The organism is Kitasatospora sp. NPDC022856, from assembly GCF_055561235.1.
This window is the reverse complement of the sequence record NZ_JBVHHE010000048.1, coordinates 1-13,502: the sequence shown is the minus strand read 5'-3', so window position 1 is coordinate 13,502 and position 13,502 is coordinate 1. Positions and strand designations below refer to the sequence as shown.

At 75.6% G+C, this 13,502-nt stretch carries 10 protein-coding genes and 1 tRNA gene; 4 read left to right on the top strand and 7 right to left on the bottom strand.

The genetic code is table 11. The annotated features are described in order from the left end of the window. Positions 1-79 precede the first annotated feature (79 nt). Both ACZ34W_RS33705 and ACZ34W_RS33700 read right to left on the bottom strand, forming a co-directional pair. Complete coding sequence (locus ACZ34W_RS33705; protein WP_465609617.1) at positions 80-2,650, bottom strand: AfsR/SARP family transcriptional regulator; 2,571 nt, start codon at positions 2,648-2,650, stop codon at positions 80-82. 121 nt (positions 2,651-2,771) lie between these two features. After that, on the bottom strand, positions 2,772-3,710 hold the full coding sequence (locus tag ACZ34W_RS33700; protein WP_465609615.1) for an AfsA-related hotdog domain-containing protein: 939 nt from the start codon (positions 3,708-3,710) through the stop codon (positions 2,772-2,774). A gap of 234 nt (positions 3,711-3,944) precedes the next feature. On the opposite strand from ACZ34W_RS33700, the gene ACZ34W_RS33695 reads away from it, so the two are divergent. Next, positions 3,945-4,553: a DNA polymerase ligase N-terminal domain-containing protein gene (locus tag ACZ34W_RS33695; RefSeq protein WP_465609613.1), complete on the top strand. Its 609-nt coding sequence runs from the start codon at positions 3,945-3,947 to the stop codon at positions 4,551-4,553. 464 nt (positions 4,554-5,017) lie between these two features. Here the strand turns inward: ACZ34W_RS33695 and ACZ34W_RS33690 are convergent, their stop codons facing one another. Continuing rightward, a complete protein-coding gene (locus tag ACZ34W_RS33690) occupies positions 5,018-5,905 on the bottom strand; it encodes a Rieske (2Fe-2S) protein (RefSeq protein ID WP_329490272.1) in 888 nt (295 codons plus the stop codon). A 302-nt stretch (positions 5,906-6,207) separates the two neighbouring features. Between ACZ34W_RS33690 and ACZ34W_RS33685 the strand changes: the two genes are divergently transcribed. Further along, complete coding sequence (locus ACZ34W_RS33685) at positions 6,208-6,444, top strand: DUF6296 family protein (protein WP_329490273.1); 237 nt, start codon at positions 6,208-6,210, stop codon at positions 6,442-6,444. A gap of 593 nt (positions 6,445-7,037) precedes the next feature. Continuing rightward, a complete protein-coding gene (locus ACZ34W_RS33680; RefSeq protein ID WP_359839284.1) occupies positions 7,038-7,610 on the top strand; it encodes a type 1 glutamine amidotransferase domain-containing protein in 573 nt (190 codons plus the stop codon). Positions 7,611-7,697: 87 nt separating this feature from the next. On the opposite strand, the gene ACZ34W_RS33675 is transcribed toward ACZ34W_RS33680, so the two are convergent. Continuing rightward, positions 7,698-8,609, bottom strand: coding sequence for a SigB/SigF/SigG family RNA polymerase sigma factor (locus ACZ34W_RS33675; protein WP_465609609.1), 912 nt, complete (start codon positions 8,607-8,609; stop codon positions 7,698-7,700). Positions 8,610-9,817: 1,208 nt separating this feature from the next. Between ACZ34W_RS33675 and ACZ34W_RS33670 the strand changes: the two genes are divergently transcribed. Further along, positions 9,818-10,459 carry an HAD family acid phosphatase gene (locus tag ACZ34W_RS33670; RefSeq protein ID WP_465609607.1) on the top strand — a complete coding sequence of 214 codons (642 nt, stop codon included), beginning with the start codon at positions 9,818-9,820 and terminating at the stop codon, positions 10,457-10,459. A gap of 184 nt (positions 10,460-10,643) precedes the next feature. On the opposite strand, the gene ACZ34W_RS33665 is transcribed toward ACZ34W_RS33670, so the two are convergent. From ACZ34W_RS33665 to ACZ34W_RS33655, 3 genes are all read right to left on the bottom strand, one after another. Further along, positions 10,644-10,717: transfer RNA gene (locus tag ACZ34W_RS33665), tRNA-Ile, on the bottom strand. A 261-nt stretch (positions 10,718-10,978) separates the two neighbouring features. Next, a complete protein-coding gene (locus ACZ34W_RS33660) occupies positions 10,979-11,581 on the bottom strand; it encodes an isochorismatase family protein (protein ID WP_465609605.1) in 603 nt (200 codons plus the stop codon). A gap of 270 nt (positions 11,582-11,851) precedes the next feature. Further along, positions 11,852-12,835, bottom strand: coding sequence for a GlxA family transcriptional regulator (locus ACZ34W_RS33655; protein ID WP_465609603.1), 984 nt, complete (start codon positions 12,833-12,835; stop codon positions 11,852-11,854). Positions 12,836-13,502 lie beyond the last annotated feature (667 nt).

The window sequence follows — 13,502 nt, the reverse complement described above, 5'->3', positions numbered from 1 at the left end:
CCGCCTGGCCGTCCTCGCCCGCCCTCGGACCGGCCGGCCCACCCCGCCGGGGCCGCCCGTCCTTCGGCTACCCCTTCGGCTACCCCGCCGACTCGGCTCGGCGGCCGGGGCCGGGCAGGCGCCAGACGCCGGGGCGGACCTCCAGGTGGTCGCCCGGGCCGGGCCGGGCGGTGCGCAGGGCGCGGTGGGCGAAGGACTCCAGCCGGCGGTCGTGGAGGGTGCGGGCGACGTCCAGGCAGTCGGTGAAGCGGGCGTGTGCCCGGGCGTGGTCACCGTCCGCGAGCGCGTGGAGTCCGAGGGCGCGCAGCACGTCGAACCGGGCCCGCGGGTCGGCCGGTCCGGAGTCGTCGGCGAGCGCGGTGGCGTGGGCGGAGGCGAGCAGGGCGTCGGCGTCGGCGCCGTCCCCGGCGTCCATCCGCAGTTCGGCCAGGCCGACCAGGGCCCGGCTCAGCTCGGCCCGGTGACCGGACTCCTCGGCGACCCGGCGGGCCAGCCCGTAGTACTCCCCGGCTTCCTCCGGGCGCCGTTGCTGCCAGGCGAGATCGCCGAGCGAGCGGAGCGTCCGGGCCTCGGCCCCGCGGTCGCCGCAGCGCCGGGCCGCGTCCAGGGCGAGCGCGTGCGTCTCGGCCCAGGCGTCCCAGGCGGCGTGCGTCTCCAGGTGGCCGTCCAGCGCCGCCACCAGCCGGACGACGGCGGCCGGCCGCCCCGCCCGGTGGGCCTGCCGGACGGCGCGGACGAGCGCCTCCCGCTCACGGGTGAACCAGCCGGCGGGCTCGTGCGGCTCCTGCCCGGTGGGCCGGGCGTGCGTCAGCGCGGCGGTGACCCGCTCGGCCGCGCGCGCGTGCTCCGCACAGAGCCGCTCGATCGCGTCCCCGGTGTCCTGGGGGTCCTCCTCCTCGGTGAGCCGTTCGACGGCCAGGACCCGCAGCAGCTCGGGGAGGTGGTGGCCGGCCCGGTCGGCGGCCAGCAGCCGGTCGTCGAGCAGCCCGTCCAGCAGGCGAGCGGTCTCGGCGGGAGAGCGGCCCAGCACCGCAGCGGCCGTCGCGCGGTCGAACCGGCCGGCCGGTAGCAGCCCGAGCAGCCGGAAGGCCTGCCGCAACTCCGGCCGGGCGTCCCGGTAGGCCCGCAACAGCGGCTCCCGGACGTCGAGTTCGCCGATCCGCAGCTCGCCGAGCCGGTACCGTTCGTCCCGCAGCCGGTCCACCAGGCAGGCGACCTTCCAGTGCGGGCGCGCCGTCAGCTGGGCGGCGGCGACCCGGACGGCCAGCGGCAGCCGCCCGCACAGCTCCAGCAGTTCGCGGACGGCGGCAGGCTCGGCCGCCTCCCGCTCCGGGCCGGCGGCCGCCGCGAACAGCAGCCGCGCCTCCTCGGGGTCGAGGGTGTCCAGCAGCACCGGCCGGATGCCGCCGAGCCCGGCGGGCAGCCGGCGGGCGGTGACGATCGCGCTGCTCCCGCCGGTGGTCGGCAGCAGCGGGCGCAGCTGCGCCTCGGAGTCGGCGTTGTCGAGGACCAGCAGGAGTTGACGACCGGCCAGCTGGGCCTGCCAGGCGGCGCGGAGCTCGCCCGCCCCGGCGCCCTTCGCCGGCCGTACCCCGCGCCGTCGCAGCAGGGTGGACATCGCCTCGGTGGCGCGCAACGGCCGCCCTCGTTCGGGGTGGAGGTCCAGGAAGAGCCGGCCGTCGGGGAAGGACGGGTCACTGCGGCGGGCGGCCTCCAGGGCGAACGCGGTCTTGCCGACCCCCGGCTGCCCGGCGACCGCGACGAACGATCCGGCCGGGGCGTCCCGCAGCAGCTCCTCGACCTGGGCGAGGGCCGTGCCGCGGCCCGCGAAGACCGGGTCGGCGGGCGGCATCGCCCTCTCGTGCCCGGGCCGGACGGCCACGGCGACGGCCCGGCCGCCGCTCGCCGCCGTGCGCAGCAGCCCTGGATCGCCCGCCAGGATCCGCCGGTGCAGCCGTTGCAGCGGCGGCGCGGGTTCGATCGCCAGCTCCGCGACCAGCGTCCGGCGCAGCTCGGCGAAGGCCTCCAGCGCCTCGGCCTGCCGCCCGGCCCGGTACAGGGCCAGGATCAGGTGGCCGTGCAGTTCCTCCCGCAACGGGTGTTCGGCGGCCAGCGACCGTAGTTCGGCGATCAGTTCGTGGTGCCGGCCGAGTTCGAGGTCGGCCCGGATCCGCTGGTCCAGGGCGGCGACGCCGGCCTCGGCGAGCCGGGCGGCGGCCCCTTCGAGCAGCGGCCCGTGCGGGGTGTCGGAGAGCAGCGGGCCGCGCCGGAGCGCGAGGGCCCGGCGCTGGAGGTCGGCGGCGGCGCGGTGGCGGCCGGCGGCGAGTGCCTCCCGGCCGCGCCGGTGCAGTCGCTCGAATTCGGACAGGTCGAGCCGGTCCGGCGGTACGCAGAGCCGGTAGCCCGGGGACTGGGTGCGCAGCAGCTCCCGGCCCCGGTCGGGGTCGGCGGCGTGCAGCAGCTTGCGCAGCTGCGAGACGTAGACGTGCACGGTGGCGGTGGCCGTGCGGGGCGGCTCGTCCCGCCACAGCTCGGCGACCAGGCTGTCGACCGAGACCACCCGGTCGGCGTGGACCAGCAGGGTGCCGAGGACGACCCGCAGCTTGGCCGCCCGCGGTGTGTGCGGGCCCGTGCCGCCCTCGATCTCCATCGGTCCCAGGATCCGGAACCTCACCGGGCCCACCCCCCGTACTCGCTGTGCTCTCGTGCGCCGGGTCCCCGGCAGTGACGACGGTGACGGCGGTGATGGTGGCCCGCCGGCCGGCGGCGGGTCAGAAGTCCTGCACCACGGTGGTGCGTGCCTCGGCGACGGTCCGCCGGTGCTGGGTCAGCGTCAGGGTGACCGGGACGGTCGGCCGCCCCGCCGTGTCCCGCCCGACCGGCCCGGCGACGGCCGCGCAGTGCACCGGCGGGTCCACCTCGGCGAGGCCGCGGACGCGCACGTCGCAGGAGGCCGGCAGGGTCCGCCCGGGGACCAGCCCGCCGGCGCGCCCGGCGACCAGCACCGAGGCCTGCCGCACCGCCTCCAGGAGTAACGGAGCCGGGAGCCGACCGTCGGCCGGGCGGTCCCGGCGGAGGAGGACCCAGGTGTCGAGCCGGCCGCGGGATTCCCGGGCGGGCTCGCTCAGCACCACGTCCGCCGACGAGGCGAGGCCGACCGAACCGGGGTCGGCGGGGGCGTCCGCCGCCCCGGGGGCGGCGCGCACCGCCCACCGCCCGGCCCGCTCGCGGGGCGGCCCTGGCGGGTCGAACGCCAGGCTCGCGGTGCCCGTCGCGCACGGTACGTCGTCGAGCGACACCTCCAGGCGAAGGTCGAGGCCGCGCGGTACCCCGTCGACCGTCGCGGTCGGCGTGGCCCGCAGCTCGGCGGTCAGCCGGGCCGGACCGCGCCCGGCCCGCCAGGCGGCCACCTCGGTCACGTCGAGTCCGAACCGGCGGAACCATCCGGCCCGGTCCGGGGGCCCGCCGAAGTACTGCCGTCCGACGAACTCGGTGGTCTCCCGGACCGCCTCGGCGACCAGCAGCGGATCGTGGAAGTGGCCCGGCCCGTCGTCGGCCCCCGGAACCTCCCCGATCAGCCGGAACCGCTCCTCACCGCGGCTCGGCGCCTCCAGCAGGCAGTGGTCCCAGGACGGCGGACAGTGGACCAGGTGCCGGGCGGCCCCCGGCCCGGGCGCCCCGCGGTCCCGCACGGTGCTCCCGACGGCCATGGCCGCGCCTCCCCGGGTCGTCCGACGGCCGCCCCCTCGACAGCCCTCCCCCCAGCATGGCCCCACCGAGCGGTACGTGGACATCCCGCCCCCGTGGCAGCAAGTTGCGCGACCGCTACTCCCACCCGGCCCGTGCGGGCCCGTGCCGGGGCCGCTGGACCGGGAACCGGGCGGGCGCGCGGGTCGGGGCGCGGGAGCGCGGGTAGGCGCCGTACGGGGTGGAGGGAGGACGGGATGGGCGGCTCGGACGCGCTGTCGGACTACCACCGCAAGCGCGACTTCGACAGGACCGCCGAACCCGAGGGCGGCGGCCGCGCCGCACCGGGCGCGCGGCCCGGGTTCGTGGTGCAGATCCACGACGCCCGCACCCTGCACTTCGACTTCCGCCTGGAGGTCGACGGCGTGCTCAAGTCCTGGGCGGTCCCCAAGGGGCCGTCCGGTGACCCGCACGACAAGCGGCTGGCGATGCCGACCGAGGACCACCCGAGGGAGTACCGCGACTTCGAGGGGGTCATCGCCGAGGCCGAGTACGGCGGCGGCACGGTGATCATCTGGGACGAGGGCGGATACGAGAACCGCAGTACGGACCGGCGCGGCCACGAGCTCCCGTTCGCGGAGGCGCTTGACGCCGGTCACGCGTCGTTCCGGCTGGCCGGCCGCAAGCTGCGCGGGGACTGGGCACTCACCCGGTTCCGCGAGGACGGCACCGGCGAGCGCGCGGCCTGGCTGCTGGTGCGGCACGGCCACGGTGGTGGCCGGCCCGCCCCCGACCCCCGGCGGGCCCGCTCGGTGCGCAGCGGACGGACGCTGCGGCAGGTCGCCGAAGAGGCGGGCGGGGCCTGACCACGACCGGCCTCCAGGAGCGCCTCGGCGCAGGGGCTCCCCGGCGGCGGCCGCCGCCGGGGAGCGCTCGCCGATCGCAGGCCCGCGGGCAGGCCCGGATAACGAGACCGGTCAGAAGACGGGTTCCGGTGCCGGGCCCGGGCCCGGGAGGGGGCCGGGGCGGGGGTGCGGATCCGGTCCCGGGGCGGGTGTCGGCTGCGGGTCCGGTCCGGGCCGGGGCGGTGCGGGCGGTACCGGGTCCGGCCCGCCCGGGCCGGGGACCGGACCGGGCAGGGGACCGGGCTGCGGGCCGGGGCCGGGGCCCGGGGCCGGTGTGGGACTGGGCGGTACGGGGTCGTTCGGGGGTGTCCCCATAGGGCTGCTCCTGGGCTCGATTCGATCGTTCGGCATCGTCTTCCTCGGCACCGCCTACCCGGGCTGCGCCCGGGGACACGGGGCCGAACGGGGTTCGGCGGGCCCGTACGTCAGCCGGCCCCCGGCAGCCGTACCTCCAGGTGGCCCGAGAGCACCCTGGTCTCCAGGACCGGCTGGGGCGCGGTGGCCGGGCCGCGCACCACCTCGCCGTCCCGCAACCGGAACTCGCTGCCGTGCCAGGGGCAGCGCAGGCAGCCGTCCACCACCGTCCCGGCGGACAGCGGCCCGGACAGGTGGGCGCAGCGCTCGGCGAGCACGTGGTAGCGCTCGCCCTCGTGGACCACGACCACCGTCAGTTCGCCCGCCGTCCGGCGGACGGGCTCGCCGTCGGGGAAGTCGTCGACCGGACCGAGGCCGACCCAGTCGGGCGGCGCCAGCCGGGGCACCGCGGCGGACCGGTCGGGCCCGGCGGCCAGCCGGTAGGAGAGGTGCCCGCCGAGCGCCCCACCGACCGAGACGGCGGTCAGCCCGGCCAGGCCGAGCATCCGGCCGCGGGCGCGGTGCCCCCGGCAGCGGGCCAGCAGCGATCCGGCGTACAGCAGCACACCGGTGGTGTTGGACAGCGCGTGCACCAGGCCGGTGCGCCGGCGCGGCGGGTCGAGTCGCGCCCAGTCCACCCAGCCGGCGAGCGCGGCCGGCCCGGCGGTCAGCAGCCCGGCCGCCACCAGGGTGCCGGCCGCCCGGCGGCCGCCCGGGGTGAAGTCCAGCAGACCCGCGGACATCCAGCAGCCGATCGGGAGCTGGACCAGCACGGGGTGGAGCGGGTGGCCGAGCCACACCCCGTGCAGGGCGTCGCGGGACGGCCCGAGCGGGACGGACTCCACGGCGTCGGCGAGCGAGGAGGCCGGGGCGTCGAGGAACTCCCAGTGCGCCGGGGCGTCCAGAGCCCGGCGCAGTCGGCGGGACCACGGGTGCAGGTGCAGAGCTGAGGCATCCATAACGGGCGGCTTGCCGGGCACCGCTCCGCCAAACCCGAATCCGGCCGCCGGTGAAGCGACACGCGGTCGAGTCCACACCGCCGGGTGTATCGCCGTCGGCGGCGTTTGGCCGGGCCGCTACGGGGGACCCGCCCGGGTACCGGAGGAGTTCCGGAAGGCCCGGAGGTCCGGACGGCGGTCCCGACCGGATCGCCGGCCCGTCGGCGTCGGCCGTGGTGCCGGGTGATCGTGCCCGCCCCCGACCGGGTGCCGCGGGTACGGGTACGGGCCGGTCAGCCGGGGGTGGGGAGCAGGAGCCCGCCATGCGAAGCCTCGAACGCCGTTACGCGGTGACACTGCCCGGCCCGGTCGGCGGCCACGCCCCGCCCACCACCGTCGTCGTCCACGCGACCGACGCGACGGGCCCCGACGGCGAACCGGTCTGGGAGAGCGCGGACGGGAGCCTGCGGGTGGAGATCACCGGCGGCGTGGCCACCGTCCTCACGGCGCCGGCCGGCAGCGGCCGGCACCCCTGCCTCCAGGCGTACGCGCTGCCGTGATCGACGGTGCGGCGACAAACGGTGCCGTGACCGACGGCGCCGGGAACCCGACACCGTCGGTCGACGCGGGCCTCCGGCCGGTGCCGGGGCCGCCCTCAGGGTGCGGCGCTGTCGGCGGCCGGAGGCACCGGCCGGTCCTCACCGCGCCCCGCCGCCGGTGCGCCGGCGGACGACGGGGCGGCGCCCGGTGGGCCTGTGCCGTCCGTCGGGCGCCGTCGCAGGCCACCCGCACCACCTGCGCCACCCGCACCGTCCCGCTCCCGGCCGTCCCGCTCCCGGCCGTCCCGCTCCCGCCCGTCCTGCTCCCGGCCGGACCGGTTCTGCACCGCCAGGGCCCAGGACCGTCGTCTGATGCTCACCACTGCCTCCCGGTGGTCCGGAGCGGGCGCCACCCGCCCGCCGATGCCGCGCGGCTACCCGAACCGGACGCCACCAATCCGGCATGCCGGGCGCGAAGCCGGGTACCCGCCGGCTCCCGGGGCGCGGAGGGGTGCCGGCGTCCGCGTTCCCGCCCACCGGCTGCGCCCGCCCACCGACTGGCCGAGCCCTGAGGAACGTCTCCGCCCACCCAATCCCGACCTTCAGGAGGAACGATGACCAGCGACACCAAGGTCCTCGCGATCGTGACGAACTACGGGGTCGAACAGGACGAACTCCTCGTCCCCGCCCAGCACCTGCGCGACGACGGCGTTCGAGTCGACATCGCCGCCCCCACCGCGGACGACATCCGCACGCTCGTCGGGGACGAGGAGCCGGGGGAGCGGGTGCGCCCGACCCACACCCTCGACGAGGTCGACCCCGCCGACTACGACCTGCTGCTCATCCCCGGCGGGACCATCAACGCGGACACCCTCCGACTCCACCGGAAGGCGGTCGACGCGGTGCTCGCCTTCACCACCTCCGGCCGCCCGGTCGCCGCCATCTGCCACGGGCCCTGGCTGCTCGCCGAGGCGGGGGTGGCGTTCGGCAAGCGGCTCACCTCGTACCCGTCGCTGCGCACCGACCTCGCCAACGCCGGCGCGACCTGGCTCGACGAACCGCTGGTCACGGACGATGCCAACGGCTGGCGACTGGTGACCTCCCGCAATCCCGGTGACCTCGACCACTTCCTGCGGGGCATCGACGTCGCCCTGCGGGTGACGGCCGGGGCCGCCGGTCCGTCCTGACCGCGGTCCGTCCCGACCGGGCGCGTCGAGGCGGCCCGCCCCACACGAGGGGCGGGCCGCCTCGACGCCTGGCGGCGCCGGCCCGGATCAGTCCGGGTGGGGCTCGTGCGGGAGGTCGTCCCAGCCGGGGGCGTCCTGGTCGTCGAGCTGCTCGCGCAGCCGGGCCAGGGTGGTGGTGAGCAGCCGGGAGACGTGCATCTGGGAGACGCCGATGCGTTCGGCGATCTCGGACTGGGTGCAGCCGTCCCAGAACCGGAGCTTCAGGACGGTCTGTTCACGGGCGGCCAGCTGGGCCAGCAGCGGCCGGACGGCGGTGCGGAAGTCGGCGAGTTCGATGCCGGGGTCGCAGATGCCGATGCGGTCGAGGATGGCGCTGCCGGTCTCGTCGGTGTCCTGGTCGCGCGGGGCGTCGAGGGAGTCCGGCCGGTACACGCGGCCGGCGACGAGCCCCTCGGTGGCCTGGTCCACGGTGAGGTGGAGGTCCTCGGCGATCTCCTCGGGCTGGGGGAGGCGGCCGAGCCGCTGCTCGAGGCGGTCGGAGCCGCGGGCGACGGTGAGGTAGAGCTCCTGCATGCTGCGCGGTACGCGCACGGGCCAGGAGGTGTCGCGGAAGAAGCGCTTGATCTCGCCCGCGATGGTGGGGATCGCGTAGGTGACGAACTCGACGCCGCGGCCGGGATCGTAGCCGTCGACGGCCTTGATCAGGCCGATGGTGCCGACCTGCAGGATGTCGTCCATGTCCTCGGCGCGGTGCCGGAAGCGGGCGGCGATGAAGCGCACCAGCGGCATGTTCAGCTCGATGACGGTGCCGCGCACGTAGCTGTAGGCGTGCGACTCCCGGGGCAGCGCGATCAGGCGGTCGAAGAGCGCGTCGCTCAGTTCGCGGGCCTCGGTCTTGCCCATCGAGCGCAACTCGGCCTCGGTCGGCCGGGGTGGCAGGTCGGCCGGCAGGCCGGGGGGCACGGGGGCTCGGGGAACGTTCTCCAGGGTGGTGGACACGTGTATCTCCAGGGCATCGGGTGAACACCCGGCGGCGGCGCGTGACGTGCGCCGACCCCGGGTCTCTTTCCCTCCGGGACCGGTGGCCGGATTCGGCCGGAGGTCCCGGTGGCACCCGGCAGGGTGCGCAACGGCGTAGGCCGGGCGAACGCCGCACGGGTGTTCTACCCGACATACGACACCTGATTCACGTTTTGCGCGATTTATATCGTTCTATCCGATTCACCCCTTTCGGGGCCCGGTGGCCCGCACGGTCGAGACCGTCCGCCCCCGGCCGCCCGCGGGCCCGCCCCCGGCCGCCTACCGGCCCGAGACCCGCCGCCTACCGGCCCGAGACCCGCCGCCTACCGGCCCGAGACCCGCCGTCTATGGGGCCGAGACCCGCCGCCGCCGATCGGAGGCGGCCCGGAGAAGTACGGTCGCGAGCGCCGCGTCCAGCGCGGCCCTCCGGCGCGTCCTCGGCCACCTCGCCGCCGACTCCTTCGACGAGCGCTTCGAGTACGGCCTCACCGCGATCCTCGGCGGCGATCCTCGGCGGCGCTCCGGGCCGGCGGTGACGGGCGCGCCGACGGTCGCGCCGACGGGTCGTCCGAGGCCGGCGACGGCGCCCGGGCGCCCGGTGGTGAGGGCCCCGTAGGGTCCGGCGGTGACGGCCCCGGCGTCCGGTGGTCTCGGCCCCGCAGCGTCCGGTGGCGGCGCGTCGTACGAGGCCGGATCGTGCGGCGTGCCGTCGGGGTCCGGAGCCCCGCCGATGGATGTTCGCCCGCCCGCCGGTTCTTTGTTACCCGCGGGTATTGGCTCGCCCCGTCGGCTGGTGTACGTTCTCGCCCGGGCGGAACGACTGCCCCGGGTTCAGGGACCTTCCGGTGGACTGCGCCTGACGCCCCTTCATGGGACGCCGGGCCCGGCCGCGCGGGGCGACCCGGCTGCACTGACCCGGTCGGCGGCGACTTCGGCCCCCTCCCGCCCGGCTCCCGCCGGACGGAAGGCGCTCGGCCCCCCGGTGGCGACTCCTGCCGACAGCCGGCCGTTCGGCATGCCCTCGACCCTCCGTCGACCGGCGCCCGCGGCGGCCCCGTCGAGCGAGGACCTCGTCCGAGGGAGGCCCGCTCCGCCCGGCCACAACGTCGTCGCGACTCGCGCCACCGACCGATCCCCACCGCCGCGCCGACCGACGACCCCCACAGACGAAAGGCCACCTCCCCGATATGAGCATCAAGGCACGGCTCGTTGCCGCAGCGGCCTTCACGGCCGCGATCACCGCCGGTCTCGCCACCCCGGCGGTCGCGGCCCCGAAGGCCCCGGCGGCCCCGGTTGCTCCGGTCAAGGCCCCGGCCGTCGCCGCCGCCGCGAGCAGCGGTGCGGTGACCGAGGCGCAGTGGCTGGCCGACGTCGGCGCCGCGATCGCGCCCGCCCGCGCGTACGTCGAGCAGCGCACGGCGTCGCCCACCGGCGAGAAGCCCGCGATCGTGTTCGACATCGACAACACCACGCTCGCCACGCACTTCCACCCGTTCGCGATGTCGGGCATCGCGCCGGTCGTGGAGCTGGCGCAGTACGCCCACAGCCGGGGGGTCGCGATCATCTTCGTCACCGCGCGGGTGGACTTCATCGACCCGATCACCCGGCACAGCCTGGCCGCGGCCGGTTACACCGTGGACGAGCTGCACGGGCGCGACCTGTGTGACCTGTTCAAGCCGGTCCAGCAGTACAAGACGGACGAGCGGGTCGAGGTCGAGAACGAGGGCTACACGATCATCGCCAGCGTCGGTAACAACTGGACCGACCTGGACGGCGGCCACGCCGAGCGCACCTTCAAGCTGCCGGACTACAACGGCCTGCTCTCCTGACCCACCCCGCCGGGCGGTCGCCCCACGCCGTCCGGCGGACCGACACCGCCCGGGGCGGGTGGGCACGCCGAGCCCCGGGCGGGACGCGGACGCGGTGCCCGGGGCGGGAGGCCGTGCCCGGGGAGAGGCAGCGCGACGGGCAAAGAAGAACCCCCGGACGACAGACGTCCGGGGGTTCCAGCGGTGGGCCTAACAGGACTTGAACCTGTGGCCTCTTCCTTATCAGGGAAGCGCTCTAACCGTCTGAGCTATAGGCCCGCGCTGATGTTGCCCGCCAACACTAGCAGAGCTCGGACCGAGCCCCGACCGGGTCAGCCCCGGCCCCCGGCGGGACCCCGGATGCGCCCGGCGCCCGGCCGACTCCGCCGTGGGCCGTCGCGGCAGCACGGTGGTGGCCGGGCCGACGCCGCGTACCTGAGTGGACCCGGGGCGGCCCCGGCCCCTGTCCCGACCCCCGAGCGGAACAGGGGCGCTGCCGACCGTCGGCCCGGCGGGCCTGGGGTCGGCAGCGCCGACGTGTCAGCCGGCGAGCTGGTCGACGGTGGGGACCACGATGCCGAAGAGGTCGGTGATCGTGGTCAGGCTCGCCGCCTGCAGTCCGGCGGCGGGCACGGGGCCGCCCTCGGGCGCGGCCAGCGAGCGGGTGGCGGTCGCCTCGGCGACGACGGTGGGCCGGTAGCCGAGGTTGAACGCCCCCTGGGCGGTGAAGGTGACGCACATGTGGGTCATGAACCCGGCCAGCACCAGGTCGAGTCCGGAGCCCAGGTCGCGCAGTGTCTTCTCCAGCTCCGTCTGGTGGAAGGCGTTGGGGAACTGCTTGACGACGACCGGCTCGCCGTCGATCGGTGCCACCTCGGGGCTGATCGCACCGATCTCGGCGCGGATGTCATAAGGGGTGCCCTCGCCGCCGTCGTTGACGATGTGGACGACCGGGGTGCCGGCCGCGCGGGCGGCGGAGAGCAGACGGGCCCCGGCGGCCAGGGCGGGCTCGACGCCGTCGAGCGCCATCACGCCACCGCGGTAGGTGTTCTGGAAGTCGATCATGATCAGGGTGCTCTCGCCGAGGCGCGGCGGCGTGTTGTCGAGGCCGATGACGTCACGCAGGGTGGTGGAGGCAGACATGGCTGGGGTGTCCTTTCGGGCGGATGACGGATTCGGTCGGAAGCCGGACCGGAAGGTGCGACGCCGGACCGGAACGGGGTGGACGTGAGAAGGGGTGGACAAGGGCGGATTCGGGCGGCCCGTATCCGTGCCGGTGCCGGGAATCAGGCATGGCGGAGCCTCGGCCGCGACGACTCGCGAGCCGCAGTGGCCGGGTGAGGGAGCGGTCAGGGCGTCCGGTGATCCCGACGCAGGGGCGACGAGACCGGTGCGACCAGGACGCCGGTGCGATCAGGACGTGGTGCGGAAACGGCGACGGTAGGAGGCCGGGGTGGTGCTGATCTGCTTGCGGAAGGCGCGGTGCAGCGTTACCACCGAGCCCATCCCGATGCCCGCCGCGATCTGCTCCAGTGGTTGGTCAGTGGTCTCCAGCAGGCGGCGGGCCGCCTCGACCCGGGCCGCCTCCACGTAGGCGGCCGGGCTGGTGCCGGTCTCCTGGCGGAAAACCCGGGCGAAATGGCGCTCGCTCAGGCACATCCGCGCGGCCAGGACGGGGGCCGACAGGTCCTCGTCGAGATGCTCGGTGATGAAGACGCGCAACTCGTCGATGTCCCTGCGGGCCGGGGCGGGCCGGCTCAGCGGCACGCTGAACTGGCTCTGGCCGCCCTGCCGCCGCAGATACATCACCAGCTGGCGGGCCACGGCCAGGGCCAGGTCCTCGCCGTGGTCCTCGGCGACCAGCGCGAGCGCCAGATCCATGCAGGTGCTGATGCCCGCGCCGGTCCACACCCGGCCCGAGCGGACGAAGATCGGGTCGGCGTCGACCCTGACCTTCGGGTGGTCGGCGGCGAGCTGGGCCGCGGTCGACCAGTGGGTGGTCGCCCGCCGCCCGTCCAACAGCCCGGCGGCCGCCAGCAGATGCGCTCCCACGCACACCGAGGCGATCCGCCGTGCGTGCGGTGCCGTCTCCCTCACCCACTCCACGACGGCCTCGTCGACCCGGGCCACCGGACCGTCGGGGCGCAGCTCCACCGCGCCGGGCACCAGCAGCGTGTCCACTGCGGCGCCCACTTCGGAGAAGGAGAGGTCCGCGACCAGGCGGACCCCGGCCGAGGTGACGACCGGGCCGCTGTCGGGGCCGGCCAGCCGGATCTCGTAGCCCGCCCGGCCGCCGGTCTCCCGGTTGGCCAGGGCGAAGACCTCGGCCGGACCGGTGACGTCGAGCAGGTCGACATCGGGGAAGACCGCGATGACGACACGGTGTGGAGTGGGCATGCATCCATCGTCACGGCAGCACCCGGACGACTGCAATGACGGCGATCTGTCACATCCGGCCATCGGGCGTCCGGGCCGCCGACGTCATTCCGGGGGCTCTCCAGGGCTCTGGCAGGCTCTGGCGGGCGGACCGCCGAGCCCCCGGTCTGGGCCGGCCGGGGAGGTTTGCCTCTGCCGCCAGGGGCGGGTAGTGTTTCCTAGTCGCTCGGCTGGGAGCAACGGACACGCAATCGCGCGGACGGTCCCGGGGCGGCCAATCCGCTTGTTCACACCTCTCTTCCCGGCTGGGTCGCCTTTCAGTGCGTCTCCGCTCGAATTGTTGTGCGTGTTTAAGTCGGTTGCGGTCGGATTCGCTTTGTGAAGCGCGGTTCGGCTAGAGTTCAACACGTCGGAGAGGCCCCCGGGTCGATAATCCGACAACCTCCGGAAAGCCGGAAGTGCGGAAAGGCGAAGCAGAGCGATCTGCTAGAGTCGGAAGCGCCGAAAGGCCGAAGGAAAGCAAATCGGATGAACGAAGCGCCGGTAAACGGAGCGGAAAACATCTGGTAAGCTGGAAACACGAAAGAACGAAACGCCCGGAGGGCCCGCTGGAAGGCGGTCCGAAGGAAGTGTCCGTTCCTTGAGAACTCAACAGCGTGCCAAAAGTCAACGCCAGATATGTTGACAT

Bases quoted from the DNA above. Each gene is read 5' to 3' on its own strand.
- ACZ34W_RS33705 (WP_465609617.1), bottom strand. From the start codon at position 2,650: ATGGAGATCGAGGGCGGCACGGGCCCGCACACACCGCGGGCGGCCAAG.
- ACZ34W_RS33700 (WP_465609615.1), bottom strand. From the start codon at position 3,710: ATGGCCGTCGGGAGCACCGTGCGGGACCGCGGGGCGCCCGGGCCGGGG.
- ACZ34W_RS33695 (WP_465609613.1), top strand. From the start codon at position 3,945: ATGGGCGGCTCGGACGCGCTGTCGGACTACCACCGCAAGCGCGACTTC.
- ACZ34W_RS33690 (WP_329490272.1), bottom strand. From the start codon at position 5,905: ATGGATGCCTCAGCTCTGCACCTGCACCCGTGGTCCCGCCGACTGCGC.
- ACZ34W_RS33685 (WP_329490273.1), top strand. From the start codon at position 6,208: ATGCGAAGCCTCGAACGCCGTTACGCGGTGACACTGCCCGGCCCGGTC.
- ACZ34W_RS33680 (WP_359839284.1), top strand. From the start codon at position 7,038: ATGACCAGCGACACCAAGGTCCTCGCGATCGTGACGAACTACGGGGTC.
- ACZ34W_RS33670 (WP_465609607.1), top strand. From the start codon at position 9,818: ATGAGCATCAAGGCACGGCTCGTTGCCGCAGCGGCCTTCACGGCCGCG.
- ACZ34W_RS33660 (WP_465609605.1), bottom strand. From the start codon at position 11,581: ATGTCTGCCTCCACCACCCTGCGTGACGTCATCGGCCTCGACAACACG.
- ACZ34W_RS33655 (WP_465609603.1), bottom strand. From the start codon at position 12,835: ATGCCCACTCCACACCGTGTCGTCATCGCGGTCTTCCCCGATGTCGAC.